The organism is Streptomyces flaveus (assembly GCF_014647675.1).
Taxonomy (GTDB): Bacteria; Actinomycetota; Actinomycetes; order Streptomycetales; family Streptomycetaceae; genus Streptomyces; species Streptomyces flaveus.
In genome coordinates this window covers 216,975-241,538 of record NZ_BMPQ01000008.1, presented here as the reverse complement: position 1 = coordinate 241,538, position 24,564 = coordinate 216,975, and the positions used below count along the sequence as shown (strand labels likewise).

Genomic DNA, 24,564 nt, shown 5'->3' with positions numbered 1-24,564 from the left:
CGAAGTGACTCCGTCGGGCAACGGGCTTTTGGCCCGGGTCACCCGCCGGCCCGGGTCTTCTCGCCGGGTATCGGCAGTCCCGCCGCCGACGCGATGACGTTGGCGGTGCGGAGTCCTTCCTCGTACGGGATGCCGCCGTGGACGGGGCGGCAGCGGCCCAGTTCCGGGGCGTACTCGGCCATGACCGCGCCCGAGTGGTCGGTGGTGAGTTCGGTGAGCGGGGCCGGGCGGCCGCAGTCGGCGAGGACCGACTGGAACTCGAGGGCGTTGTTGAAGTCGCAGACTCTGTCGGCGGTGCCGTGGACCAGGTGGATCGGCAGGGGCGGTGCGGTGGCGCAGACGGCCATGGGGGAGGGGAGGCCGAGGAGGGGTTCGGGCTGGTTGTAGCGGGCGGCGATGCCGACGACCGCTGCGGGGCGCCAGCCTTCCGGCGGGTTGGGCTGGAGGGCGGTGGCCATGGCGGCTCGGCCGCCGAGGGACCAGCCGACGAGTACGACGCGGGCGGGGTCGGGGACGTAGTCCCAGGTGAAGCGGAGGGAGGCCGCGAGGTGGGGGCGTCCGCCATCGGCGGCGTCGGGGCGCCAGTCGGGGACGATGACGGTGGCGCCGAGGCGGGCGACGGTGGCGGCGAGGGCGCCGAGGACGTCGCGTTCGGCGGGGCCGCGGCCGTGCCAGAGGAGGACGGTCGGGGCGTCGGATCCGGCGGCGTGGTGGATGTCGAGGAGCTGGCCGTCGGCGGTGTAGCGGACGGTGTCGATGACGGTGGTGTTCATGTGTGCCCCCTGCCTCAGCGTCCCGCGACCCGGTCGGCGACACGTGCCAGCCGGGACGACCGTGCGGCATGCGTGACGCGTTCGCGGCGGTCGGCGGCTCGATACGTCGCGTACATGCCGTGTACCCCGATCCAGCGCAACGGTTCGGGTTCCCACTTGCGGACTTTGTGGCCGACCCAGGGCAGGGCGGTGAGTTCGGTCGCGCCGGACTGGCCGGAGTCCTGCTGGATCAGGTCGCGCAGGGTACGGGCGGCGAGGTTGGCGGTGGCGACTCCGGAGCCGACGTAGCCGCCGGCCCAGCCGAGGCCGGTGGAGCGGTCGAGGGTGACGGTGGCGCACCAGTCGCGGGGGACGCCGAGGACGCCGGACCAGGCGTGGGTCACTTCGACGCCGGTGAGCTGTGGGAAGAAGCGGAGGAGGATGGCCCGTAGCGCCTCGATGGTCGCCGGCTGCGTACGGCCGTCGTTGTCCGTGCGGGAGCCGAAGCGGTACGGGACGCCGCGGCCTCCGAGGGCGATGCGGTCGTCGGCGGTGCGCTGGGCGTACATGTACGCGTGGGCCAGGTCGCCGAGGGTTTCGCGGCCCTCCCAGCCCACCGATTCCCACTGCTCGGGGGTGAGCGGTTCGGTGGCGATCATCGACGAGTTCATGGGGAGCCAGGTGCGTCTCTGTCCTTTCAGCGAGGCGGTGAAGCCCTCGGTGCAGCGCAGGACGTAGGGGGCGCGGACGGTGCCGTACGGAGTGACCGCGTGCTTCGGGCGGATCTCGGTGACGGGGGTCGACTCGTGGATGGTGACGCCGAGTGCTTCGACGGCCTTCGCGAGTCCCTGGATGAGCTTGACGGGGTGGAGGCGGGCGCCGTGCGGGGTCCAGGAGGAGCCGACGGCGTCGGCGACGCGGATGCGCTCGGCACTCTCGCGGGCGCCGTACAGCTCGCGGTCCTTCTCGCCGTACGAGAGCTCCGTCTCGTGGAAGGCCTTGAGGCGGGTCAACTGAGCGGGGGTGTAGGCGACTTCGAGTACGCCTCCCTGGTGGATGTCCGCGTCGATGCCCTCTTCCCCGGCGACCCGGACGACCTCCGCGACCGTCTCGTTCATCGCCTTCTGGAGGCGTACGGCGGCCTCGTGGCCGTGCACGCGCGCGTGGCGGTCGCGTCCGGCGATGCCGTTGTAGAGCCAGCCGCCGTTGCGGCCGGAGGCGCCGTAGCCGCAGAACTTCTGTTCAAGGACGGTGATACGGAGGAAGGGGGCGGCCTTTTTCAGGTAGTACGCGGTCCACAGGCCGGTGTAGCCGCCGCCGACGATGACGACGTCCGCGGCGGCGTCCGAGGGGAGTGGTTCGCGGGGTGTGGGGAGGCCCTGTTGTGCGTACCAGAACGATATGCCGCCGTTGACGACGGTGCGGGCGGGGTTGGTGTCGTGGGTGGCGCCCGCGCTTTCCGTGCTGCTCATGGAGCGCGACGTTAGCCGTTGGGGGCAGTGGGTGTCTCCTCCGGATTCCGAACTCAGGGCTCCAGGACCACTTTTCCGATCGTGCCGCGATTCTCCAGCGCCCGGTGCGCGGCTGCCGCCTCGGTGAGGGGGAAGCGCTGGACGGCCGGGGTGAGGCGGCCGGCGGCGGCCTCGGTGAGGGCGCGGAGTTCCAGGGTGCGTACGGGGTTGGGGCCGCCCGCCTTCATCATCATCACCGGGCCGAGGACCTCTTCGGACACGCCCTCGACGATGAGCGGGCCGCCGTCGTGCAGGCCCTCGCCGGACCAGCCGAAGACGACGTGCTTGCCGCCGGGGCCGAGGAAGCCGACGGCCGTACGGGCCACCTCGCCTCCTACGCCGTCGAAGACGACCGTGGCCTTCCGGCCCCAGAGGAAGTACTTGACCTCGTCGGGCCAGCTCGGGTCCTTGTAGTCGACCGCGAGATCGGCGCCGTTCTTCTCGACGCGGGCCACCTTCTCCGGGCCGCCGGCGAGGCCGATCACGGTGGCGCCCGCGTGCTTGGCGTACTGCACGAGGAGGGTGCCGATGCCGCCCGCGGCGGCCGGGATCACGGCCACGGAGTCGGGGCCGAGCTCGGCGAACTGGAGGATCCCCATCGTCGTACGCCCTGTGCCGATCATGGCGACGGCCTGCGCGAAGTCCAGGTTCTCGGGGATCTCGTGGAGGCGGTCGGCGTCGGTGACGGCCAGTTCGGCGTACCCGCCCGGGGCGAAGCCCAGATGCGCCACGACCCGCTTGCCGAGCCAGAGCCCGGCGACGCCCTCGCCGAGGGATTCGACGGTGCCGGCGACTTCGCGGCCGGGGATGGTGGGCAGGGCGGGCAGTTCGGGCAGCGGGCCTTGCATGCCCTCGCGGATCGCGGTGTCGAGGAGGTGGACGCCTGCCGCGGCGACGGCGATACGGATCTGGCCGGGGCCCGGTGCGGGGGCCTCGACCTGCTCGTAGGTGAGGTTCTCGGCCGGGCCGAAGGCGTGCAGGCGGATGGCGTGCATGGGGAGTCTCCTCGGGTCAGCTGGTGCGCTGTCGTGCCCTCAGCCTCGTACCTCAAGCTTCCTTGAGGTCAAGCCCTGCCCTGCGCCGGATGTCGAAGGCGAGGGACACGGCCGTCAGGGCGCTGTTGAAGGACACCTCGGAGAGGACGCCGGGCGCCGCGACCTGGTCGCCCGCGAGGTAGACGCCGTCGCCGCGGTCGACGGCGGGCCGGTCGCGCCAACTGGTGCCGGGGAGGTCGACGGCGCCGGTACGGCCGCCCGCGATGGCCTCGCGGCGCCAGGTCACGCGCTCGCGCCAGCCCGGGAAGCCGAGGTCGAGGAGTTCCTCGGCGCGGGCGATGCCGGTGGCCCGCGACTCGTGGGGCGCGATCGGGATCTGGCCCTGGACGAGCTGTTCGCCGGCCGGGGCGAGCGTACGGTCCTGGGCGGTGAACCGCTCGATCCAGCCCGCCGCGTCCAGGTCGGACACGGCGAACGCGTCGCCCCGGCGGGTGCGTACGGCCAGATCGATCAGGACCGTACGACCGCTCGTCCAGGTCAGCGAGTCGTCGCGGAGGAGTCGGCGGGCGGCGTCGAGGGAGGTGGCGACGATGACGGGCCCGTGCCTGCCGTGCTCGTCGAGGCTGTCGACGCGGGAGAGGGTCTCCATGCGCACGCCCAGGTTCCAGGCGCGGGCCGCCATCCGGTCGATGACGCTCGCCCAGCCGCCGCGCGGGTAGTGCGCCTCCGGGGGCAGCTTCGTGGCACGCCGCAGCCGTTCCTGCACGAAGGCGGCAGAGAGGGCGCCCGGATCGTGGTGGAAGAGGGCGACGGCGGAGTAGTACGCGGCTGCGTTCGCGCCCTCCTCTCCGGCGATCTCGGTGGCCCAGGTCCTGAAGTCGACGTCCACGGGCGCTTGTTGGGACGTACGGCGGAGGAGCTTGAGCATCGCGAAGGGCGGGGTGCGGCGGAGGGCGCCCTTGTGGCGGAGGCGCAGTCGGGCCGCTTCCAGGGGTGGGAGCGGGGCGAGTTCGCCGATCAGGCCGCGTTGTTCGAGCCAGGTCCAGTGGGGGCCGCCCTTGTAGAGGGCGTGCGGGCCTTCGTTCGTCTTGTACGGCCCCTCCGCGGTGCGGGCGCGGCCGCCGAGGGTGTGATGGGCCTCGTAGATGGTGACCTTGGCGCCCGCCTCGGCGGCGGTGATGGCCGCGGTCAGGCCGGCGAAGCCGCCGCCGACGACGGTGATGCGGTGCATGGCTGGGGGTCTCCCTCTGGTCCGGTGCGTGCGTGTGGGCGGGTGCGCGCGTGTGCGTGACTCGTAGGTATGACTCGTTGAGGGCGTCGGTATGTGACATCGAGGGTGTTTGTGCAGGTCAGAGGGTTTGTCAGTGGTGGGGTGCAGGATGGAGGGCATGGTGAGGCGGGCGACGGATGAGAAGACGGTGGTCAAGAGGGCACGGCGTCCCGAGGTGCGGCTGCCGCCCCTTGTGCCGTACGGCGGCGAGCTGGAGCCGGACGGGGACTATGACGGCCTGGAGTTCCGGGAGGCGGACTTCGCCGGGCAGGACGGCGCGGGCGCTCGCTTCATGGACTGCGCGCTGACGGGGTGCGCGCTGGACGAGACGCGACTGCGCCACGCGCGCGTGATGGACTCCGTCCTCACGGGGATGCGGGGCGTCGGCACCGATCTGGCCGAGGTCACCCTCCGCGACGTGGAGCTGGTGGACGCGAGACTGGGCGGCGTCCAACTGCACGGTGCCGTACTGGAACGGGTACTGATCCGCGGCGGCAAGATCGACTACCTGAACCTGCGCAAGGGTCGGCTCCGGGACGTCGTCTTCGAGGGCTGCGTGCTGGTGGAGCCGGACTTCGGGGGAGCGCGACTGGAGCGGGTGGAGTTCGTCGACTGCGTGCTGAAGGGGGTGGACTTCAGCGCGGCGACACTGACGGATGTGGACCTTCGGGGGGCGGCTGAGGTGGATATCGCGCGGGGGGTGGACCGGTTGGCGGGGGCGGTGATCAGTCCGGCGCAACTGCTGGATCTGGCGGCGGTGTTGGCGGCGGAGATGGGGGTTCGGGTGGTCTCCGAGGGGTGAGCGGTTGGGTTCGTGGGCGGGTGTGCGAAGCCTTGTCGTCTGTGGCATGTGCGGGCCCGGCCCGGATCGAACGATCCTGGGACGGGCCGCGTTTCGCCTGCCGGTCAGCTCGACGTACTCGACGTACTGGCGAACATGCCGGGCTCGTACGAGCCCCCCGGGTTGTGCACGATCACGTTCATCCGGGTGGCCGCGTTGATCAGGGAGACCAGGCAGACCAGCGCACCGACCTGGTCGTCGTCGAAGTGCTTGCGCACCTCGGCCCAGGTCTCGTCGGACACGCCGTGGTCGCCGAGCCGGGTGCCTTCCTCGGCGAGCGCCAGCGCGGCCCGCTCGGCCTCGGTGAACACGGTGCTGTGGCGCCAGGCGGCGACCAGGTTGAGCCGGAGCGCGGTCTCACCGGCGGCCGCGGCCTCCTTGGTGTGGATGTCGACGCAGAGACCGCAGCCGTTGATCTGGCCGACCCGCAGTGCCACCAGTTCCCGCAGTGTCTTCGGCAGCGTCGACTGTTCCAGGGGCAACGAGGCGTTGTAGAACCGCTTGGCGACCTTCGCGGCGGTCGGGCTGTCGAACAGGTCGAAACGGGGTTCCATGACGTCGTCCTCACTCGTGGTGTTGCGTGCTTCTGCACTGGACGAACACAAGATGCCGACGGCCCGATCCTTGTGACGGCGCGGTGATGTGGCGTGCGTCACCGGTCGTGGGTGTCACAAAGCGGCGAGGGTCGGCGTCTGGTGTACGGCGCAGTCGAGAGCGAACGGGCAGGAGCCAGCGATGAACGACCGAACTACGAGCGACCGGACGAGGGACACGTCCGAGCCGGTCGCTCGTGGCGACCACATGGACGGCGTCACCCAGACGTTCGTCGCCCACCGCAACCTGCTGTTCACCGTCGCCTACGAGATGCTCGGCTCGGCCGCCGACGCAGAGGACGTCCTGCAGGAGACCTGGTTGCGGTGGGTGGGCGTCGATCTCGACACCGTGCGGGATCAGCGTGCGTACCTGGTCCGGATCACCACCCGGCAGGCGCTGAGCCATCTGCGCACGCTCGGCCGGCGCAAGGAGTCCTACGTCGGCCCCTGGCTGCCCGAGCCGCTGCTGACCGCGCCCGATGTGGCCGAGGACGTCGAGTTGGCCGACAGCGTCTCGATGGCGATGCTGCTGGTGCTGGAGACCCTCACCCCGACCTGTGGGCACCTCCCACGCCCTTAAGGCAGTGGGGGAGGGCGGTGTTCGTACTGCGCGAGGTGTTCGACCTCGGGTACGACGAGATCGCCGAGGCCGTCGACAAGAGCCCGGCCGCGGTCCGCCAGATCGCCCACCGGGCACGGGCCCACGTCGCTGCGCGCCGACCGCGAGGGGTCGCTTCCGCTGCCGAGACTCGCCGCACCGTCGAGGCCTTCCAGCGGGCGGTCGAAACGGGCGACCTGCAACGCCTGCTCGACATCCTCGCGCCGGACGTCGTCCTGCTGACCGACGGCGGCGGAGTCGTACCGGCCGCACTGGCGCCCGTCGTGGGGGCCGACCAGGTGGCCCACGTGCTGGGCAGGATCGCCGCCGCGATGTCGCTGCAGCCGACGCAGGTCAACGGCGACCCGGCGCTGATCGTCCGGCTGGGCGGCGAGATCGACACCGTCATGGCGATGCGTATCGACGACGGCCTCATCACCGGGCTCTACGCCGTGCGCAATCCCGAGAAGCTGTCGCATCTGGAGCGGGAGACCACCTTGCGCCGCTAGGGCCTGTTCTCGGTTCTGATCTCGGTTTGGGTGATGGGGGCCCGCGCCAGTGGGTGGCCTGGTAGCAGACCGGTTGGCGCGTGGTGATCTGGTCGATGGCGAGTGGGAGTTGGTCGGGCCACTGCTTTCGGTCGGGGGAGCGCGGCCGCTGTCTGGAGGGCTGCGGGAGCCGTTTGATGGGGTGGTGTGCTTCCAGGCGCTGCTGAAGGCGATGATCGCCGAGGCCGGTGCGTGGGAGCTGATGGATGTGAACCGGGTCAGCGTGGACTCCACGGTGGCCCGGGCCCATCAGGACGTGGCCGGAATGGTGGTGGATCCGGAGTTGCTGCCAGTGCTGGAAGAAGCTCGCACGGTGGCCGCCCGGTCGCCCACGACGCCGCCTGTACAGCACCGTTTCGAGCCTGATCTCCCGGTATCGACTGGAGGCCTGTTGATCACCGTCGACGGCATCAATCTGAGCAGCTCCGACATCGCGGCCCTCGCATACGGAGAGGCATCTGTCCGGCTCGCCGACGAGGCGCGGTCACGGGCTGCGCGATCCTTCGAACACGCGGTGCAGATCAGCACCGAACGCATGGTGTACGGCAGATCGACAGGTGTGGGCGCCAATCGCGACATCGCCATCGACGATGCGAACGCACATGCCCTGGCCCTCCTGCGCAGCCACGCCACATCCGCGGGGCCGCTCCGGAGCCCGGAACGCGTACGCGCGATGCTGGCCGTACGCCTCAACCAGCTCGCCGCCGGAGGCAGCGGGGCGGCGCCTGATCTCCTCGACGGGCTGGTGGTCATGCTCTCGGCCAACGCACTGCCGCCCGTGCGCGAAGTGGGCAGCATCGGCACCGGTGACCTCCCGGCGCTCGCGGTCACCATCCTCGCGCTGCTCGGAGAGGTCCCCACGTCCACGGCGCTTTTGGCGCCGGTCGCCTGCGGCCCGAAGGACGCCATGCCGGTCATCAACAGCAACGCCGCCGCGATCGCAGATGCTGCGCTCGCCCACGCCTCGCTGGCCTCGCTGTCACGGTCCGCGATCACGGTGGCGGCGCTGACGTTCGCGGCGGTGGACGGCAATCCTGAGGCGTTCGCCGAGGTCGTCGAGCAAGTGACGCCATTCAGCGGGGCACGCGAGGTGTGCCGGTCGATGCGCCGGCTCATCTCCCCAGTGACAGCACCCACGCGCATCCAGGACCCGCTGGGACTGCGCACCATGCCGCAGGTGCACGGCGCGTTCATCGACGCCCTCTCCCGCCTCGACGACGTCGTCTGCCGTATGGCGAACGCCCCGTCCGAGAATCCCGCACTGCTGCCCGGTCACGGTGTTGCCCATCACGGTGGCTTCCACGCCGTGTACCTGGCGCAGGCACTCGATGCGACCGTCTCGGCGGCAGCCCAGTCGGCGCAGCTGGCAATGGCCAGAGTGTCCATGCTCACCGAGCCCGCGTTCACCGGATTGGCGCCGTTCCTCGGGGCGGGGGCCGCAGGCGCGTCGGGTGTGATGGCCTGCGAGTACGTCGCGGCCTCCGCGCTCGGCTCGCTGAGAGCCCTTGCCATGCCGACGGCAGTCCAGAGCGTGACGCTGTCGCGCGGGGTCGAGGAAGACGCGAGTTTCGCTTCGCACGGTGCGCGGCAGGCATGGACCGCGGCGGACGACTACCGGACTGTGCTGGCGTGTGAACTCGTGGCCGCCGTACGTGCCTTGCGACTGCGCGGTGCGCGGTTGGACGATCTCTTTGACGACCTGACGCTGGAGATGGCCGACCGTGACCTCACCGCCGACATCGCCGCGGCGGCTCGCCTGCTGCCAAAGCTCGCCGACATCCCGCAGGGGACGCGAATCGCTTGATCACGGTCTTGGCACGGGCATACGAGAACGCCATGTTGATACGAGTGGTGACTGCTCCATCTGGTTCCGCTGAGGTTTGGCATCGGGCGTGTGTCGAGTCGGTTGAATACAGCCGGGAAGGGGCGGGCCCTGGGGAAAGAAAACCGCCGCCCACGCACCCGCACCCCGTTCAGTGCATCCTCGGGAAACGGGCTTGGAGGGTCCAGATCGCCGAGTTCTCCGCGAGAGCGTCATGCAGATCGCACAGATCGGCGATCAGATCGTGCAAGAAGTCCCGCGCCTCACGCCGGAGTTCGGCGTGCGAGAAGCTCAGCGCAGGCTCCTCCACCGGCATCCAGTCGGCTTCGATGTCCACCCACCCGAAGCGCCGCTCGAAGAACATCCGGTCGGTCGACTCGGTGAAGTCCAGCTCGGCGCGCTGCGGGCGCGAGGCCCGCGAGCCCGCCGGATCCCGGTCGATCCGCTCCACGATGTCGCACAGCGCCCACGCGAAGTCGAGTACCGGTACCCATCCCCAGGCTGTGGACAGTTCCCGGTCCGCCTTGGTGTCGGCGAGATAGACGTCGCCGCAGAACAGATCGTGCCGCAGGGCGCGGACGTCCGCGCGGCGGTAGTCGGTCTGCGGAGGATCCGGGAAGCGGGAGGAGAGGGCGTAGCCGATGTCGAGCACGTACGTGATGGTGTCACGCCCGCTCGGGCCCCTGACGTGCCCCGATCCCAGCCCCGATCCTCGTAGGATCGCGAACGTGCCCCGACCCGCCCGCCTCGTACCGGCCGTCGCGTCCGCCCTCGCACTCGCCCTCACCCTGACCGCGTGCGGAGGCAGCAGCGCGCGGGACAAGATCGGCGCCTCCGGCCTGAGCGACCCGTACTTCCCGAAGGCGGGCAACGGCGGCTACGACGTAACTCACTACGCCCTCACCCTGACCTACGACCCCAACTCCCGCCGCCTGACGGGAACGGCGGAGATCGAAGCGCGGGCGAAGCAGGACCTCACCTCGTTCAACCTCGACCTCAAGGGCATGAAGGTCACCGCGGCCGAAGTCGACGACACGTCCGCCCGCTTCCACCACAGCGGCGACCACGAACTGACCATCCGCCCGCCCGACGCCCTCGACAGAAACGCCACCTTCCACACCACCGTCCACTACTCCGGCCGCCCCGAGACCATCACCGACCCCGACGGTTCACGAGAGGGCTGGCTGAGGACGGCGGACGGCGCCCTCGCCCTCGGTGAACCCACCGGCTCGATGGCCTGGTTCCCCGGCAACCATCACCCGAGCGACAAGGCGACGTACGACATCACGATCACCGTCCCCGAGGGCCTGAAGGCGGTGTCCAACGGGGAGTTGAAGCGCGAGAAGACGGAGAAGGGCCGCACGACCTTCGCCTGGCACGTCGGGGAGCCGATGGCGACGTATCTGGCGACGGTCGCGATCGGCGAGTACGACGTACGCCGCTCGAAGACCGCGAACGGCCTGCCGGTGTACGTGGCCGTCGACCCCGACCAGTCGAAGGCGAGCGCCAAGGTCCTCGCCCGTATCCCCGAGATCATGCGGTGGGCGGAGGAGAACTTCGGCCCGTACCCCTTCTCCTCCACCGGCGCGATCGTCGACCGCGCGAACGACGTGGGCTACGCCCTGGAGACCCAGACCCGCCCCGTCTTCCCCGGCGCCCCCGACACCGCCCTCCTCGTCCACGAACTGGCCCATCAGTGGTACGGCAACTCCGTCACCCCCGCCTCCTGGCGCGACATGTGGCTCAACGAGGGCTTCACGACGTACGCGGAGTGGCTCTGGCAGGAGGACCACGGCGGCGACACGGCCCATGAGACCTTCGACGCGCTGTACGACCACGGCGAGGAGACATACGAGGACCTGTGGGCCTTCCCACCCGCGAGCCCGACGAGCGCCGCGCACATCTCCGACGACCCCGTCTACCAGCGCGGCGCCATGGTCCTCCACAAGATCCGCGAAACGACCGGCGACGCCACCTTCCACGACATCCTCCGCGGCTGGCCGACCACCCACCGCCACGGCAACGCGAACACGTCCGACTTCACGGCGTACGTGGAACAGCAGGCACCGGACGAGGACTTCAGCCCGATCTGGGACGACTGGCTGTACGGGTCCGGAAAGCCGAACCACGCCTGACCGCACCCGCGTCAGGCGTCACTTCCGAGGTCCCGGCGCATGGCGGCCTGCGCCAGCTTGACGGCACTCCGGTGTGCCATCTGTGCCTCCTGGAACGCGGCTGAGCCGAGGCCATTTCCCGAGGCGAGGACGTCCATCAGCCGGCGCAGGCTGTAGAACGCGTCGTCGATCGCGGCGACGATCTCCGGGGCGGCGAAGAGGGCCGCCGTGTCGCGCGCTTCATTGCACCCCGAGGCCCGGAGCGCCTCCCGTACCGCCGCGTCCAGTGCCGGCGCCTCCCACCGCTGGTCCCCGAAGGCCACGGCGCGCATCGACTCGTGCGCCTGCCGGAAGGCGGTCAGGCAGGCGACGTAGATCTCCTTGCGCTCCTGCCTTGCACGTTCGGCCGAGTCGCGGCGCCACCGTGCCCGTTCGGCGAGCAGCGTCGCACCGACGCCGACGAGCGCGCCAAGCCCCGTACCGGCCAAGGTCATCCATTCCACACGAGGTGCTTGCCCCCTGCGCCCCTGTGCGTCACGCCTCGCGCCCGTCCAACTCCGCAAGCAGCCGCGGCAGTTCGGGCGGCCACACGGACTCCGCCGCGTCGGCCAACTCCTTCCGGGTCCACCACTTCCAGCCCAGCATGCCCTCCGCGCTGCGCAGCGCGCGGATGCGGTCGTCGCCGTCCGGCTCGCGGCGCGGCCCATACGCCACGTAGATGTGCTCGTGCTGGCGGACGGGGACGTTCATGCGTGTGAAGTCGTGCTCCCAAGTGCACAGCAGGGGCCCGGGGGTGAGGTCGGTCCAGCCGGTCTCCTCGCGGAGTTCGCGCAGGGCGCCCTCGCGTGGGCTCTCGCCGGGTTCGAGACCGCCGCCGGGCATGGCCCAGTGGATGCCGACCTCTTCGTTGTCGTACCGGAAGAGGAAGACTGAGCCCTCCGGGTCGAGTACGGCGATACGGGCGGCCGGACGTGGGATGCGCGGTTCGAGAGACATGTCTGCAGGCTAGGACCTGTGCCGGCCGGTCGCGGTCGGCTAATTGCGTTGTCCGGCCACGGCATCTGGGATAGCAAGGGCGCGTGATACGTGGCGACAGGGTCGGGTTACGCACTCGGCAAGACAGTGATGTTCCGGTTTTCCAGGCCGAGTTGTACGACGACGTGGTGACGCGATCGCGCACCAACCCCCGTCCGTGGCGGCCCCTCCCGCCGGACGCGGCGGAGTCTCCCGCCGCGGGCGCCGAGCCGTCGGATGAGAGGGCGTACTTCTCGGTGGAGGGGCTGGAGTCGCAGGAGTTGGCCGGCGAGGCCCTGCTGTGGGGCATCGACCTGCACAACAGGACGGCCCACCTGGGGATCACCCTGCTCCCCGCCTTCCGAGGACGTGGCCTGGCGGCCGACGTCCTCGGTGTCCTGTGCGAGTACGGTTTCGCGGTACGCGGCCTGCAACGGCTGCAAGTTGAGCCCCTCGCCGACAACACCCCCATGATCGCGGCCGCGACCAGAACCGGCTTCACGCTCGAGGGCACCCTGCGCCGCTCCGCCTGGGTGTACGGCGCCTTTGCCGACGAGGTCGTCCTCGGGCTCCTCGCCGAGGAATGGGCACCTGCGAGGAAGGCCGGAGACGACCGATGAAGGCGTCCCAACGTGATCTGCTGCGCTGGCAGTTCGAGCTGACCTGGTCGCTCTTCGAGTACCACCTGGAGCGGCTGGAGCCCGAGGACTTCCTGTGGGAGCCGGTGCCTCACTGCTGGACGGTGCGCCCGAACCAGGAAGGGACATGGGTGCCGGACTGGGCGGATACCGAGCCCGAGCCCGTGCCGGTCCCCACGATCGGCTGGCTGAGCTGGCATATCGGCTGGTGGTGGAGCGTGAGCATCGATCACGCGCAGGGACGTACGCCTCGGGAGCGGACCGAGATCACATGGCCGGATGACGGCAGGGCTGCCGTCGAGTGGCTGCGCGGCCTCCGCGGTGACTGGCTGGCGGTACTGGACCGCCTCACCGACACGGAGCTGGACGCCACGGCCCCGTTCCCCTGGCAGAACGACCCCGAGCACACTGTCGCCCACATGGTCACCTGGGTGAACGCAGAACTGATGAAGAACGTCACCGAAATCGGCCAACTCCGCTTGCTGCGCGCCGCGTCCGCGGCGTGAGTCCGCCAGCCGTCATCCCTCCAGCGGCACGCAAGGGCCGCACGCCCCGACTCTCCGCGATGCGGTGTACGTCAGTCAGGGACTCGCTCATCCGCGAGAGCAGGAACCCGAGCTGGTCGTGCACCTTGATCGTTTTTTGGGTGGCGCCTAGGCTCCCATGCCCATGGGGACAGGGGGGACGGACCGTGGTCGCAGGCCGCGGCGCGACCGGCTGGTCAGACGTCGTGCGATCGCGGCCCTGCTGGCTGGGACCACAGGGTTGGCCGTTCTGGGCGCAGTGCTCGTCGTCCTGCCGGGTGTGGTGGTCGACCACGATCTCGCCGGGGCGAGCGTCGCTGCGCAGGACCGGCTGAAAGCGGTGAACGATGTCCGTACGACGCTTCTGCAGGCCGTGGGCGGCATGGTCGTGCTGTTCGGCGCGTACGCCACCTGGAGGCAACTGCAAGTCAGCCAGGCGGGCTTGCGCGCCACCCAGGAGGGCTATGTCACCGACCGGTTCAGCACGGCCGTCGATCAGCTCGGCAGCGACAAGCTGGCAACACGCATCGGCGGACTCCACGCACTGTGGCGCATCGCCGAGCACTCCGCCCGCGACCGCGAGGCCGTCATCTCCATCCAGGCCGCGTACCTGCGTACACACCTGCCCTGGCCGCCCGCCGGACCGGAAGCTCCAGCAGCGGACGTGCCCATCAACGACGTCGCGCCGCTGGAGATCCGAGCCGCCGACGCCCAAGTGGCGCTGACCGGCCTCGGCGTGCTGTGCCAGCACCGGGAGGAGTCTTGGGTCAACCTCGGCGTCACGGACCTGCGCCGGGCCGACTGCGACGGGCTGTGGCTGCCCGAGGTCAACCTCGACCGCTCCTGCATGGAGGCGGCGAGCCTGTACCACGCCAACCTGACGCAAGCCTCTCTCGTATCGGTCAACCTGCGGCACGCCGAACTCAAGACGGCGATCCTGCGCCGGGCCCGCTGCGTTCTGACCGACCTGCGGGGCGCCCGGCTGGTCGAAACCGACTTGCGTGACGCGGACTTCACCGAGGCCGACCTGCGCGAGGCGAACCTGCGCAAGGCCGACGCAGGCGGCGCTGTCTTCCGCCGCGCCGACCTTCGCCTGGCCGACTTGCGTGGCTCCGACCTGAGCACGGCCGACCTTCTCCAGGCACGTCTGACCGGCGCGCTGGCCAGCGAGCACACTCGCTGGCCAGCCGGTTTCGACCACTCGGCCGCCGGAGTCGTTGTCACCGAGGATCCCGGCCCCGAACCTCCGCCACTGCTCCAGCCCCCGGGGATAACCACGCAGCACCCGCCCCTGCGCTCCATGCCGTGACCGAAGGGCCCGGGGGCGTTGTCAGAACTCAGAGACATCGCCCCCGGTGAAACCGGGCGCTCTCTGCTCTGAGCGACAAGTGGTCTGGCTCGTCGTGGTTACTTCTGCGCCGCGGGCGCGCAACGGCTCCCAGGACCAGGGAGGTTGAGTTCCGCCAGGTAGTCGTCCACTGCGTCACGGGTGCAGTCGCTACGACCGTAGACGCTGTGTCCCGCGCCTTCGTACGGCAGCAGGACGGTCGTCTCGCGGGTCTGCCGGTGGATGTTGGTCGCCCAGGCGTAGTTGTTCGCCGGGTCGTGCAGTGAATGCAGCATGAGGATCTTGGGTGCGTCGGTGATGTGGAGACGGTGCTGTGGGTTGTTCACCTTTTCCGGCCAGCCGATGCAGCCCGCTACTGCGGCGTGTACGCGGGGGGTGCCGCGCATATGGGGTGCGGCCTGGAACTCGGCTTCGGTGAGGGCGGCGTATTGCCGGTAGTTCTTCGGCCGGAGGTTCCAGTCCTGGCAGAACACCGCGTGGAACGGTTCCGCGGTTGTCTGCTGCCGCGCTGCCTGCGACGTCCGCGGTTGAGGTGGCCCACCGCCGGTAAGCCGCGGTGCCTGCCGCTCCTGGGCGTCCAGCTTCGCCAGGTAGGTGGCCAGCTCGTTCCAGTCCGGGCCGTAGAACGCCTTGAAGGCGAACAGGGTGATGTCGTTCGCGGTGAGAGTCTGATCCGGGTTCTCCGGGTCGCGTATCTCCCCTTGGTCCGCGCGGGCGAGCAGGCCGTCCCATACGGCGGTGATGTCCCGGCCGTGCAGTGTGCAGGAGCTGGTGGACTTGCACCACTTCACGAACTGGTGGAAGGAGTCCTCCGCGGTGGCCGCCGAGGAGGTGATGAACTCCCGGGCGCCGAGGCTGTGGTCGACGTTCGCGGTGAGGGCCATGGCCCGGATCCGGTCGCCGTACTCCTCCGCGTACTGCTGGCCGATCAGTGTGCCGTAGGAATGGCCGAAGTAATTGATCTTCTTCTCGCCCAGTGATCTGCGGAGGGAGTCCATGTCCCGGACGACGCTCAAGGTGTCGGCGTGGTCGAAGACCGGACCGGTGTGCTGACGGCAGTCCTCGCGTAACGAGCGGTTGTACTCGGCGAGTTGATCGAACTCCGCCTGGTTGCGGGGGTAGGCCGACGGCCGCCTGTTCAGCAACTCCGTCGAACACTTCACCGGCTGACTGCCGCCGACACCCCGCGGGTCGAACCCGACGATGTCGAACTTGGCCTGGGTGTCCGCACTGAAGTGGGACGTGGCACGCCGTACGGCGAAGTCCACACCCGAATCGCCGGGCCCGCCCGGGTTCACCACTAGCACACCGACCCGACGATCCGGATCGGTGGCCTTGCGACGGGCCACCGCGAGATCGAACGTCTCTCCCGACGGGCGAGTCCAGTCGACGGGCAGGCGCAGGGTCCCGCATTCCGCTGCGGCGTCCTGCGCACAGGGCTTCCAGTCGATGGCGTCAGGCGACGTCGCGTTCCCGACGGGACTGCCGACGTCCTTTGTTTCCACAGCCGGCGCCGATGTCCCGGCAGCTAACACTCCGGCAGCGAGCGCTCCAGCGGCGAGCACTCCGGTGAGCGCTCTGAAGAGCGGTTGCATGCAGTTCCTTTCGACGGTCTTGCCGGTTGACCACGGGGCGCCCTCGGTCACCGTGGCAGCCCGCCAATCGGGGTCACAACCGTGCGGGACCGGAATCAGGGAAGAGGCAGGGACATGATCGGGGTGGTCCTCAGGGTGGTGCCTAGGGGATTCCACCTGTGGCCCTGATGGCCCGTGGACTTGCATGGGGTACGCGCAAGCCGTCATCTCTCCAGCGGCGCGCTGGGACTTTGAAGCTCGAACCAGACGTGCTTGCCGGTCCGGCCGGGGCTGTACGCCGGGCCGACGCCCCATGCGTGCGCGAGGGTTTGTACGAGGAGTAAACCGCGCCCGTCTTCGCTGTCCTGTGCGGCTTCGGAGGGCGGCAACAGCAGCCCCGCGGGCCCGTCGTCGTACACGGCCACGCGTACGCCGTCGGCCAGAACCGCCGTCTCCAGCTTGATGGTTGGCGTACCGGTGTGCTGTACGGCATTGGTGATGACCTCGGTGGGGACCCACTGCGCGGACGGCGTCGCCGGTGGCATAGCCGAAGAACTGCTTCTGCCGGGGCATGCGCAGGCGGGGGAAGCCGTCGTTTGACCGAGAAGGCAGCCTTCCACAGATGTCAGCCAGCCTCAGGTGTGCAAAAATCGCACACATGGAAGCGGTGCAGAGCTGGGATGAGGTAGGCGAGCGGATCGCTGAGGCGCGCTTGGCTGCGGATATGAGCCAGGGCGACCTGGCCTCTACGGTCGGGCTCGATCGCACAGCCATAGTGCGCATCGAAGCCGGGGAACGTCGTGTTTCCGCTCTTGAGCTTTCTCGTCTGGCCCAAGCGCTGGGAGTCCCTCTGGCGCACTTCCTCTCCCGTCCGCCAGCGCCTCTCGTGTCCCGTCGAGCCGCACTGGAGGACGTGTCGCACGAGGCGACTCGTGCCAGCTACCGGCTCGATGCCTGGCTCGAGCAGCACGCTCGAAACGCTCATTGGCTTGTCTCGGAGGGCTTTCTCACCCCTCCACAGCTGGACTCCTCCGGGCAGCGGACGGAAGGCCAGGTCGACCCGGGTGAGCTCGCTGCGGCAGCCCGGCAGGCTTTGGGCATGCCGTCGGGCCCGCTTGGGCCGATGGCAGACGTTGTGGAGCAGCTGGGTCTCTTCCTGACCGTCGTGAACGAGCCGGCCGAGGGGGCTTCACTCCTGCAGGACGGTTATGGGGTAGCTGTCATCAGCGGAGAAGCGCAGCCCGGAAGGCGGCGGTGGACGGCTGCCCACGAACTTGGACATCACCTTCTGCAGGACGAGTACCACAGCGATGCTGGTGTGGCAGCAGGCCGCGATGAGCGCGAGCGACAAATTGACCGGTTCGCTGAGTGCTTCCTCCTGCCTTCCCAGGATGTGCAGAGCGCGTGGCAGGAAGTTACAGAAGCCAAGAAAGCCAGGTCTGTCATGCTTGCCCTGGCAGCCAACTACCGAATGTCGTGGAGCGCAGTCGTAAATCGTGTGCGCAACCTGGGGCTGATCGACAGCGGTGAAGCCAGACGGCAGAAGGCGAACTCGCCCACGCGTGGAGATTTCCTGGCCGTACTCGGCGAACAGCCTATCCCCGATCTTGAGCCTGGTGCGACCGGTAAATTGTGGCGCAAAGCGGTGCTGGGCGCCTGGGATGCGGGCGCCATCACGGCTCCACGCACAATTGAATTGCTCTATGGTGCACTCGCGGCGGATGAACTTCCCACGCGTAGCCTGGAGGAGCCACTGCCGTGAGTGCGCCTTCTGTCGCTACAGGCGTGACCGCCAACTTCCTTGCCTGGGATACGTCTCCTCTTTTTCACGCGATCAAGGCGGGAAAACTCGATGTCCTCGGCGACGTCGCCCGAACCTGGCAAGGCGGGGGACGGCGGAATGTGACCACCCAGACAGTGGTGGACGAACTGAGTACCTACGGGCTGAGCCTGGCGAGTGCTGATTGGCTGGAGATCGTGCATGTCGATCACCTGAACGAACTCGCGGCACTCGTGAAGTGGATGGATCGGGTTTCTGGCAGTAAGTCGAACGAAGGAGAAGCTACCGTCCTGGCATGGGCCGAGGTCAACGGGGCGATTGCGGTGATCGATGACGGAGACGCTCGGAGAATTGCTCTCAGGCACTCTCTCCCCGTCTGGGGATCACTGCGCGTAATAGCGACCGCTGTGAGCGAGGGACACATAACGGAATACGTGGGAAATAACCTGGTCGACGCGTTGATCAATAGTGGTGCACGCTATCCCTGCGCTCGCGGTCAATTCATCAGCTGGGCCAAGCAGAACGGACTGCTGTAGCCGTACGGAATTACGTTCAGCGGCGCGCCAGTCGAATCCTGGCCAGGCGCAAAAGGGCGGAGCCCCCAGTCACCAAGTGACCGGGGGCTCCGACAAAAACAGGCATGCCGAACCTCAGACGTTCACGCCGAAGTCCTGGGCGATTCCCACGAGGCCCGAGGCGTAGCCCTGGCCGACCGCGCGGAACTTCCACTCGGCGCCGTTGCGGTAGAGCTCGCCGAAGACCATGGCGGTCTCTGTGGCGGCGTCTTCCGAGAGGTCGTAGCGGGCGATTTCCGTGCCGCCGGCCTGGTTGATGATGCGGATGTAGGCGTTGCGGACCTGGCCGAAGTTCTGGGAGCGGGTTTCGGCGTCGTAGATGGAGACCGGGAAGACGATCTTGTCGATGTCGGCGGGAAGGCCCGCGAGATTGACGTTGATCGCCTCGTCGTCGCCCGCGCCCTCACCCGTGCGGTTGTCGCCGGTGTGGACGATGGTCTGGTCCGGGGTCTGCTTGTTGTTGAAGAAGATGAAGTGACCGTCCGAGTAGACCTTGCCCTCCGGGTTGACCGCGATGGCCGAGGCGTCCAGGTCGAAGTCGGTCCCCGTGGTGCTGCGGACGTCCCAGCCGAGGCCCACGGTGACAGCGGTCAGGCCCGGAGCCTCCTTGGTGAGCGAGACGTTGCCACCCTTGGACAGGCTTACAGCCATTGTTGGGAGTCCTTCCATCGTTGACGTACGTACGACAAGTGCGGTGCGGTTGAACTCGGTGCTTCGTACGGGGACGAAGCTACCGTCACCCCTATGAACGCCGCGGGGGGTCCCCCAGGTTCCGCCCTCTTTACTTTCTTTACCCGAGAAGCCCAGGGCCCTGGAAAAAGCACGTGACGTGGACCGGACACACACGCGACCATGGAGCCATGTCTGGTCCCTACGTCATCCGCGGCTCCGTCTCGCTCCCCGAGGCCGAGCTGGTGTGGCGTTTCTCGCGCTCCTCGGGGCCCGGTGGCCAGCATGTCAACACGAGTGACACTCAGGTGGAGGTCCGGTTCGACCTCGCGAAGACGGAAGCCCTGCCTCCGGTGTGGAAGGCCCGCGCCCTCGAACGGCTCGCCCCGAAGCTCGTCGACGGAGTCGTCAGCGTACGAGCCTCCGAGCACCGCTCCCAGTGGCGCAACCGCGAGACCGCCGCCGTACGCCTCGCCGCCCTGCTAGCCGAAGCCACCGCTCCGCCGCCCAAGCCCCGCCGGCCCACCCGTATCCCCCGCGGCATCAACGAACGCCGGCTGAGGCAGAAGAAGCAGCGATCCGACACCAAGCGCGGGCGCTCCGGGCGCGACTGGGGACCGTAAGCGATCGAATTTCGCTGGTTCGGTTACCCCAGCTGCCGGTAGCGCCCCTTGAAGTACGCCAACGGCCCCCCGTCCGCACTCGGCACCGACGCCGCCAGCACCCGCCCGATCACCAGCGTGTGATCGCCCGCGGGCACCCGTTGCTCCGTCCTGCACTCCAGGGTCGCCAGGGCACCGCCCACGAGCAGCGCCCCGGACGCCTCTCCGCGTACGTACGGAATGTCCTCGAAGAGGAGGCGGTCGGAGATACGGCCCTTCATGGCGAAGCGGCCCGCGATGTGGCGCTGGCTCTCGGAGAGGACCGAGACCGCCCACAGGGGCTGCTCGTCGAGCAGGTCGTCCATGCGGGAACCCTCACGCAGGCTGACCAGGACCAGGGGCGGGTCCAGGGACACGGACATGAAGGCGGTCGCCGTCATCCCGACGTCCTCACCGCCCGGCCCCTCGGGATCCAGCGCGGGCTCGTGCGCGGTCACCAGCACCACGCCCGCGGCCAGCCGGGACATGGCGGCGCGGAACTCGTCGTCACTCACCCCAACAGCATGCCCGTCAGAGGTGGGGGTCAGGGGCACACCTGGGGCAGGAGGAGTCGTCAGCACCCGGAAAACGCTAGTCCCCTCGCTCCGGCCCGCGCATCGGACCAGCGCCCGAGCCAGGTCCTAGGACCGACGACCGACGATCGACGACCGCTGACCGACGGCCGGATGATGTCCGACCGACGTCCGCCCGGGCCAGGTAACCTCGCAGACTCCGCATAATTGCGTTCAGTAAACGCACGGTGAAAACGCAGAATCTCCACTCAATTGCTCACGTTCAGTTGTGACTTGAGTCACAAGAGCCATATTTTGTTGACCCTGTGTACCGAGTGGGGAGCGCGCTGTGATTCAGTGGCGGAGACGCTGCAGTCGATAGGCGACCCAGGGATCAGCCAAACAATCAGTAGGCGACCAGTCCACCGTCGACAGTCGATCAGTACCAGTACAGACGAGATACACAGACGAGAAGCGCAGTCGAGAAGCCCGGATAACTCTGGAGTTGCTGTCGAGGTCTCGGGGAGAGCGAGCATGGAGACCGAGTCGGAGCCGTACGTCCGTCTTGCGACCCTGCGGCAGCTGCATCAGGTCATGGCCGACATGAACACGGCACGCAGCCTCGCCGACACGCTGCAGACCGTCGCCGACGGAGTCGTGACGGGCCTGGGCTACGAAATCGCCGCCGTCAATCTCGTACGCCCCGATGGAGACCTCGTCGTCGCCGCCTTCTCGGGCAACTCCGCCGCCGAGGCACTCATCACCGGCCGCGTCGGCTCCCGCGCCTCCTGGGATCGCCGGCTGAGCATGGGCGAGGCCTGGGGCGACCTGCGTTTCATACCCCACACCGAGGGCTGGGTCCTCGACGACGACGACGTCCCGCAGTGGTACACCGACGGCCCCGCGCCCCGCTTCGAGGACGAGTGGCACCCCTCCGACCGCCTCTTCGCACCCATGTACACGCCGGGCGTACCCGGCGGCGCCTGCGGTGAGCTGATCGGCGTACTCTCCGTCGACCGCCCGCGCAACGGACGCCTCCCCGGCGCCTGGGGACGCGAGGCCCTGCAGATGTACGCGTTCCAGGCGGCCATCGCGATCAGCAACGCCCGGCTCAGGGCCAACATGCAGCGCGCCCTCGTCCGCCTCGAGCGGGAACAGCAGGCCCTGCGCGCCAGCGAGGAGAGCTTCCGCCAGGCCTTCGAGTACGCCCCCTCCGGCATGGCCATCGCCGAGATGGGCGGCGACCAGCACGGGCGCATCCTGCGGACCAACGACGCCCTGTGCCGCCTGCTGGGCCGCCCCGCCTCCGCGATGCGCCGCTACTCCTTCTCCGACCTCGTCCATCCCGAGGACATCGGCACCCTGCTGCGTACGTCCGCGGAGGGCGGTCGCGCCGAACTGCGGCTCGGGCGCCGCGACGGGACGTACGTCTGGGTCTCCCTGCGCAACAGCGTGGTCGCGGACGCCACCGACGGGCCGCGCTTCCTGCTCACCCACGTCGAGGACATCGAGGAACGCAAGCGCCGCGAACTCCAGCTCGCCCACCGCGCCTCGCACGACTCGCTCACCGGACTGCCGAACTCCGCCGAACTGCGCTCCCGGCTGTCCGCCCGCCTGTGCAGCCGCCCCACGTCCGTGGCACCCAGCCCGGTGGACACGCTGGACGCGGCCTTCGCGCAGCACGGCGAGTACGGGGAGCAGGGCTTGGCGCCCGTGTACGACTCGGACGGGCACGGTTTCGACTTCCGGCCGCCCCCCGAGGCCTTCGGCGCGTACGACCATCACGTGCACACCATCGCGCCGCAGGGCGAGACGGACGACGGCACGAAGGGGCTCGCGGTGCTCTTCTGCGACCTCGACGGCTTCAAGTCGATCAACGACCGCTTCGGGCACAACGCCGGCGACGCGGTGCTGATCGAGGTGGCGCGACGGCTGAGCGGCGGCGTGCGGGACGGGGACACGGTCGCGCGCCTCGGCGGCGACGAGTTCGTGGTCCTCGCCGACGGTCTCGGCCGGGCCGACGCGCAGGACCTCGCGGTCCGGCTGCGCAACGAGATCATCCAGCCGATACGGGTCGACGGCCGCGCGATGCGGGTCGGGGCGAGCTTCGGCATCGGATGGGCGCATTGCGGCATGACTGCGGACGAAGTGTTGAAGTCCGCTGACGAGCGGATGTACATAGAGAAACGGTCTCGTCCCAAAGCTCACCGGCGTGCGGGCTGAGGCGCAGGTCAGCGGTGGTGTGCGAGCTGAATCACCCGTTTGGGGCGTCTGGAGCGGGTAGGCTCACCCTTCTGTTCACCCATCGCATCTGCACCACACCCGTTGAGGAGACCTAGGGATGACGCCCGGCAACAACGGCGCGAGCACGCCCGAGGACGACGACCCGTTCGGCTATCTGTACGCCGACGGTCAGGCCGCCGGAGCCATGCCGCCCGACGGTGGCGGCGGCTACGGCTACCCCGGTTCGGTCAACCGGGTGCGGGCGGTCGGCGAGCGCCAGTACGGCCAGCAGGCCCAGCAGCAGGCTTCCCAGACAGCCCCGACCGCGCAGTACGCGCAGGCTCCGGCCCAGCAGGGGCAGGGTACGTACGGTCAGTCGCACTACCAGGCGCCGGAGACGTTGCCCGGCGGCTCACCCACGACGCGCACGCCGCTGCCGGGCAGTGGCTTGGGTGGTGGCGGTGGCGGCCGTGGCCGTGGTCCCAACACCAAGGGGCTCCTGATCGGCGCGATCGCCGTGGTCGCGGCCGTCGTGATCGGCATTGGCATCGCGATGGCCGGCGGCGACGAAGATCCCGGGGGCAACGACGCGGCGGGGTCGAAGCCGTCGGCCGGGCAGAGTGCTGAGCCGAGCTCGCCGGCTTCGAAGCCGGCGCAGGATGAGGTCGAGCTGCCGAAGATCGACGCGAAGGCGCTGCGTCTGGTGGACGGCACGACCATCGACACCCAGTTCGACGGCGCCAAGGCGGGCGGCGGTGTCTATGTGACAGGCTTCAACAAGGTCGGCGCCAAGGTCGTGTGGACCGTCAGGGACATCGAGAAGGCCGGCACCTACCGGCTGGACGTGCGCTACGGCATCCCCGGTGTCGACGCCAACGCGACCGTCGTGGTCAACGGCAAGGCGAACACCTCACCGCTGAACATGAAGAACTTCATCGGTGAGAAGCAGGCCCCGAAGGGCGACTGGGAGAAGGGCTGGCAGACGACCTGGACCCCGGTCAACCTGACCAAGGGCTCCAACATCATCGAGATCGCCTGCGCCGAGGGCAACCAGTGTGACGCGGTGTTCGACCAGCTGTCGCTGAGCAAGAGCTAGCAGCAGGTCCCCAGACGGCCATGCTCTTCACAACAACGAGTGGCTGAGCGGGTCAGCCGAGCGATGTCGTCAGCGCCCTCAGTAGGTGCACGACCCCCGCCGGGCCGTCCACCACCAGGTCCGCGCGCTTTTCCAGCTCCGTCACCTCGTTGCTGCCGCTGCACACCAGCAGGCCGGGAACGCCGTTCGAGCGGAGTTCCTCGACCGCGGCGAACGCCGGGAGGTCGCCCAAGTCGTCGCCGGCGTATGCCACCACCCCGGCGCCGACCTCTCGTACGTACTCGCGTAGCGCGACGCCCTTGTCCATGCCCGGTGGGCGGAGTTCCAGGACCAGGCGGCCCGGTTCGACGACCAGGCCGTGGCGGGTGGCGAGGTCCGTGAGGGGTTCGCGCAGGGCCTCGAAGGTGGCCTGTGGGTCCTCGGCGCGGCGGGTGTGGACGGCGACGGCGCGGCCCTTCTCCTCGATCCAGGTGCCCTGCGAGGCGCCGGAGCGGTCGAGGACGCCGGGCAGTTCGGCGCGGACGGCGGCGACGCCGGGGTGGGGCGGGGGCGCCGTGACGGTGCCGGTGACCGCGTCCCAGCGTTCGGCGCCGTAGTGGCCGAGGACGACGAGGTGTTCAAGGCCGGGTACGCCCGCGAAGCCTCCGTGGCGGACCGCGACGTCGGCCGGGCGGCCGGTGACGACGGCGACGGAGGCGACCTTCGGGGCGAGGGCGGCGAGCGCCGGGACCGCGTCGGGGTGGGCGCGGGCCTGCTCGGGGTCGGGGACGATCGGGGCGAGGGTGCCGTCGAAGTCGAAGGCGAGTACGGCCCGTTCGGGCCGCGCGAGGATGGCGTCGAGGCCATCACGTCCGGCCGGCGTCGCAGGAGTCGGCAATGGCGTCGGTGTCTTCGAGGGATCCGCTTGGCTGCCCATACGGCGACCC

At 69.3% G+C, this 24,564-nt stretch carries 24 protein-coding genes and 1 pseudogene; 12 read left to right on the top strand and 13 right to left on the bottom strand.

Translation table 11 applies throughout. The features are described 5' to 3' along the window. Positions 1-38: 38 nt before the first annotated feature. The 4 genes from IEZ21_RS19100 to IEZ21_RS19085 are packed head-to-tail and all read right to left on the bottom strand — an operon-like array spanning position 39 to position 4,489. Positions 39-773, bottom strand: coding sequence for an alpha/beta hydrolase (locus IEZ21_RS19100; protein ID WP_189323113.1), 735 nt, complete (start codon positions 771-773; stop codon positions 39-41). A 14-nt stretch (positions 774-787) separates the two neighbouring features. Beyond that, complete coding sequence (locus tag IEZ21_RS19095; RefSeq protein WP_189323112.1) at positions 788-2,224, bottom strand: NAD(P)/FAD-dependent oxidoreductase; 1,437 nt, start codon at positions 2,222-2,224, stop codon at positions 788-790. A 53-nt stretch (positions 2,225-2,277) separates the two neighbouring features. Then, positions 2,278-3,258 carry a zinc-binding dehydrogenase gene (locus IEZ21_RS19090; RefSeq protein ID WP_189323111.1) on the bottom strand — a complete coding sequence of 327 codons (981 nt, stop codon included), beginning with the start codon at positions 3,256-3,258 and terminating at the stop codon, positions 2,278-2,280. Between the two features lie 52 nt (positions 3,259-3,310). Then, entirely contained in the window at positions 3,311-4,489 is a 1,179-nt protein-coding gene (locus IEZ21_RS19085) for an NAD(P)-binding protein (RefSeq protein ID WP_189323110.1), read from the bottom strand. A 157-nt stretch (positions 4,490-4,646) separates the two neighbouring features. Here IEZ21_RS19085 and IEZ21_RS19080 point away from each other — a divergent pair, with 157 nt between their 5' ends. Beyond that, a complete protein-coding gene (locus IEZ21_RS19080; protein WP_189323109.1) occupies positions 4,647-5,330 on the top strand; it encodes a pentapeptide repeat-containing protein in 684 nt (227 codons plus the stop codon). 104 nt (positions 5,331-5,434) lie between these two features. On the opposite strand, the gene IEZ21_RS19075 is transcribed toward IEZ21_RS19080, so the two are convergent. Further along, positions 5,435-5,923 carry a carboxymuconolactone decarboxylase family protein gene (locus tag IEZ21_RS19075; RefSeq protein WP_189323108.1) on the bottom strand — a complete coding sequence of 163 codons (489 nt, stop codon included), beginning with the start codon at positions 5,921-5,923 and terminating at the stop codon, positions 5,435-5,437. Between the two features lie 181 nt (positions 5,924-6,104). On the opposite strand from IEZ21_RS19075, the pseudogene IEZ21_RS19070 reads away from it, so the two are divergent. After that, a pseudogene (locus IEZ21_RS19070) lies at positions 6,105-7,069 on the top strand (RNA polymerase sigma-70 factor). 184 nt (positions 7,070-7,253) lie between these two features. Next, positions 7,254-8,912: an aromatic amino acid lyase gene (locus IEZ21_RS19065; RefSeq protein ID WP_213089319.1), complete on the top strand. Its 1,659-nt coding sequence runs from the start codon at positions 7,254-7,256 to the stop codon at positions 8,910-8,912. A 169-nt stretch (positions 8,913-9,081) separates the two neighbouring features. Here IEZ21_RS19065 and IEZ21_RS19060 read toward each other — a convergent pair whose 3' ends face one another. Continuing rightward, complete coding sequence (locus IEZ21_RS19060) at positions 9,082-9,582, bottom strand: hypothetical protein (RefSeq protein WP_189323106.1); 501 nt, start codon at positions 9,580-9,582, stop codon at positions 9,082-9,084. A 76-nt stretch (positions 9,583-9,658) separates the two neighbouring features. Between IEZ21_RS19060 and IEZ21_RS19055 the strand changes: the two genes are divergently transcribed. Continuing rightward, on the top strand, positions 9,659-11,065 hold the full coding sequence (locus tag IEZ21_RS19055; RefSeq protein WP_246567888.1) for a M1 family metallopeptidase: 1,407 nt from the start codon (positions 9,659-9,661) through the stop codon (positions 11,063-11,065). An 11-nt stretch (positions 11,066-11,076) separates the two neighbouring features. Here the strand turns inward: IEZ21_RS19055 and IEZ21_RS19050 are convergent, their stop codons facing one another. Both IEZ21_RS19050 and IEZ21_RS19045 read right to left on the bottom strand, forming a co-directional pair. After that, positions 11,077-11,547, bottom strand: a complete 471-nt coding sequence (locus IEZ21_RS19050) for a hypothetical protein (RefSeq protein ID WP_189323105.1) — start codon at positions 11,545-11,547, stop codon at positions 11,077-11,079. A gap of 31 nt (positions 11,548-11,578) precedes the next feature. Beyond that, positions 11,579-12,040, bottom strand: a complete 462-nt coding sequence (locus IEZ21_RS19045) for an NUDIX hydrolase (RefSeq protein WP_189323104.1) — start codon at positions 12,038-12,040, stop codon at positions 11,579-11,581. A gap of 83 nt (positions 12,041-12,123) precedes the next feature. Between IEZ21_RS19045 and IEZ21_RS19040 the strand changes: the two genes are divergently transcribed. The 3 genes from IEZ21_RS19040 (at position 12,124) to IEZ21_RS19030 (ending at position 14,529) form a co-directional block, all read left to right on the top strand. After that, positions 12,124-12,678: a GNAT family N-acetyltransferase gene (locus tag IEZ21_RS19040; RefSeq protein ID WP_189323103.1), complete on the top strand. Its 555-nt coding sequence runs from the start codon at positions 12,124-12,126 to the stop codon at positions 12,676-12,678. Beyond that, positions 12,675-13,202: a DinB family protein gene (locus tag IEZ21_RS19035; RefSeq protein WP_189323102.1), complete on the top strand. Its 528-nt coding sequence runs from the start codon at positions 12,675-12,677 to the stop codon at positions 13,200-13,202. The genes IEZ21_RS19040 and IEZ21_RS19035 overlap by 4 nt, the downstream gene beginning before the upstream one ends. 259 nt (positions 13,203-13,461) lie before the next feature. Beyond that, positions 13,462-14,529, top strand: coding sequence for a pentapeptide repeat-containing protein (locus IEZ21_RS19030; protein WP_189323101.1), 1,068 nt, complete (start codon positions 13,462-13,464; stop codon positions 14,527-14,529). Positions 14,530-14,627: 98 nt separating this feature from the next. On the opposite strand, the gene IEZ21_RS19025 is transcribed toward IEZ21_RS19030, so the two are convergent. Both IEZ21_RS19025 and IEZ21_RS19020 read right to left on the bottom strand, forming a co-directional pair. After that, the gene (locus IEZ21_RS19025) at positions 14,628-16,163 is read right to left on the bottom strand and encodes an alpha/beta fold hydrolase (protein WP_189323100.1); all 1,536 of its coding nucleotides are present in this window, start codon (positions 16,161-16,163) and stop codon (positions 14,628-14,630) included. 203 nt (positions 16,164-16,366) lie between these two features. Next, the gene (locus IEZ21_RS19020) at positions 16,367-16,687 is read right to left on the bottom strand and encodes an ATP-binding protein (RefSeq protein WP_189323099.1); all 321 of its coding nucleotides are present in this window, start codon (positions 16,685-16,687) and stop codon (positions 16,367-16,369) included. Between the two features lie 113 nt (positions 16,688-16,800). Here IEZ21_RS19020 and IEZ21_RS19015 point away from each other — a divergent pair, with 113 nt between their 5' ends. Continuing rightward, positions 16,801-17,904 (top strand): helix-turn-helix domain-containing protein, encoded by a 1,104-nt coding sequence (locus IEZ21_RS19015; RefSeq protein ID WP_246567886.1) that lies wholly within the window; start codon positions 16,801-16,803, stop codon positions 17,902-17,904. 23 nt (positions 17,905-17,927) lie between these two features. Further along, positions 17,928-18,458: a PIN domain-containing protein gene (locus IEZ21_RS19010; protein ID WP_189323098.1), complete on the top strand. Its 531-nt coding sequence runs from the start codon at positions 17,928-17,930 to the stop codon at positions 18,456-18,458. 114 nt (positions 18,459-18,572) lie between these two features. Here IEZ21_RS19010 and IEZ21_RS19005 read toward each other — a convergent pair whose 3' ends face one another. Further along, the gene (locus tag IEZ21_RS19005) at positions 18,573-19,148 is read right to left on the bottom strand and encodes a TerD family protein (protein WP_033322366.1); all 576 of its coding nucleotides are present in this window, start codon (positions 19,146-19,148) and stop codon (positions 18,573-18,575) included. A 209-nt stretch (positions 19,149-19,357) separates the two neighbouring features. On the opposite strand from IEZ21_RS19005, the gene arfB reads away from it, so the two are divergent. Next, the gene (gene arfB / locus IEZ21_RS19000; RefSeq protein WP_033322368.1) at positions 19,358-19,789 is read left to right on the top strand and encodes an alternative ribosome rescue aminoacyl-tRNA hydrolase ArfB; all 432 of its coding nucleotides are present in this window, start codon (positions 19,358-19,360) and stop codon (positions 19,787-19,789) included. 23 nt (positions 19,790-19,812) lie between these two features. Here the strand turns inward: arfB and IEZ21_RS18995 are convergent, their stop codons facing one another. Further along, positions 19,813-20,322, bottom strand: a complete 510-nt coding sequence (locus IEZ21_RS18995; RefSeq protein WP_033322370.1) for a flavin reductase family protein — start codon at positions 20,320-20,322, stop codon at positions 19,813-19,815. Between the two features lie 531 nt (positions 20,323-20,853). On the opposite strand from IEZ21_RS18995, the gene cdgB reads away from it, so the two are divergent. After that, positions 20,854-22,542 (top strand): diguanylate cyclase CdgB, encoded by a 1,689-nt coding sequence (gene cdgB / locus IEZ21_RS18990; RefSeq protein WP_189323097.1) that lies wholly within the window; start codon positions 20,854-20,856, stop codon positions 22,540-22,542. A 118-nt stretch (positions 22,543-22,660) separates the two neighbouring features. Further along, on the top strand, positions 22,661-23,638 hold the full coding sequence (locus tag IEZ21_RS18985; RefSeq protein ID WP_189323096.1) for a CBM35 domain-containing protein: 978 nt from the start codon (positions 22,661-22,663) through the stop codon (positions 23,636-23,638). A 52-nt stretch (positions 23,639-23,690) separates the two neighbouring features. Here the strand turns inward: IEZ21_RS18985 and otsB are convergent, their stop codons facing one another. Continuing rightward, positions 23,691-24,554 (bottom strand): trehalose-phosphatase, encoded by an 864-nt coding sequence (gene otsB, locus IEZ21_RS18980; RefSeq protein ID WP_189323095.1) that lies wholly within the window; start codon positions 24,552-24,554, stop codon positions 23,691-23,693. Positions 24,555-24,564 lie beyond the last annotated feature (10 nt).

Bases quoted from the DNA above. Each gene is read 5' to 3' on its own strand.
- IEZ21_RS19100 (WP_189323113.1), bottom strand. From the start codon at position 773: ATGAACACCACCGTCATCGACACCGTCCGCTACACCGCCGACGGCCAG.
- IEZ21_RS19095 (WP_189323112.1), bottom strand. From the start codon at position 2,224: ATGAGCAGCACGGAAAGCGCGGGCGCCACCCACGACACCAACCCCGCC.
- IEZ21_RS19090 (WP_189323111.1), bottom strand. From the start codon at position 3,258: ATGCACGCCATCCGCCTGCACGCCTTCGGCCCGGCCGAGAACCTCACC.
- IEZ21_RS19085 (WP_189323110.1), bottom strand. From the start codon at position 4,489: ATGCACCGCATCACCGTCGTCGGCGGCGGCTTCGCCGGCCTGACCGCG.
- IEZ21_RS19080 (WP_189323109.1), top strand. From the start codon at position 4,647: ATGGTGAGGCGGGCGACGGATGAGAAGACGGTGGTCAAGAGGGCACGG.
- IEZ21_RS19075 (WP_189323108.1), bottom strand. From the start codon at position 5,923: ATGGAACCCCGTTTCGACCTGTTCGACAGCCCGACCGCCGCGAAGGTC.
- IEZ21_RS19045 (WP_189323104.1), bottom strand. From the start codon at position 12,040: ATGTCTCTCGAACCGCGCATCCCACGTCCGGCCGCCCGTATCGCCGTA.
- IEZ21_RS19035 (WP_189323102.1), top strand. From the start codon at position 12,675: ATGAAGGCGTCCCAACGTGATCTGCTGCGCTGGCAGTTCGAGCTGACC.
- IEZ21_RS19025 (WP_189323100.1), bottom strand. From the start codon at position 16,163: ATGCAACCGCTCTTCAGAGCGCTCACCGGAGTGCTCGCCGCTGGAGCG.
- IEZ21_RS19020 (WP_189323099.1), bottom strand. From the start codon at position 16,687: ATGCCACCGGCGACGCCGTCCGCGCAGTGGGTCCCCACCGAGGTCATC.
- IEZ21_RS19015 (WP_246567886.1), top strand. From the start codon at position 16,801: ATGGAAGCGGTGCAGAGCTGGGATGAGGTAGGCGAGCGGATCGCTGAG.
- IEZ21_RS19005 (WP_033322366.1), bottom strand. From the start codon at position 19,148: ATGGCTGTAAGCCTGTCCAAGGGTGGCAACGTCTCGCTCACCAAGGAG.
- arfB (WP_033322368.1), top strand. From the start codon at position 19,358: ATGTCTGGTCCCTACGTCATCCGCGGCTCCGTCTCGCTCCCCGAGGCC.
- cdgB (WP_189323097.1), top strand. From the start codon at position 20,854: ATGGAGACCGAGTCGGAGCCGTACGTCCGTCTTGCGACCCTGCGGCAG.
- IEZ21_RS18985 (WP_189323096.1), top strand. From the start codon at position 22,661: ATGACGCCCGGCAACAACGGCGCGAGCACGCCCGAGGACGACGACCCG.
- otsB (WP_189323095.1), bottom strand. From the start codon at position 24,554: ATGGGCAGCCAAGCGGATCCCTCGAAGACACCGACGCCATTGCCGACT.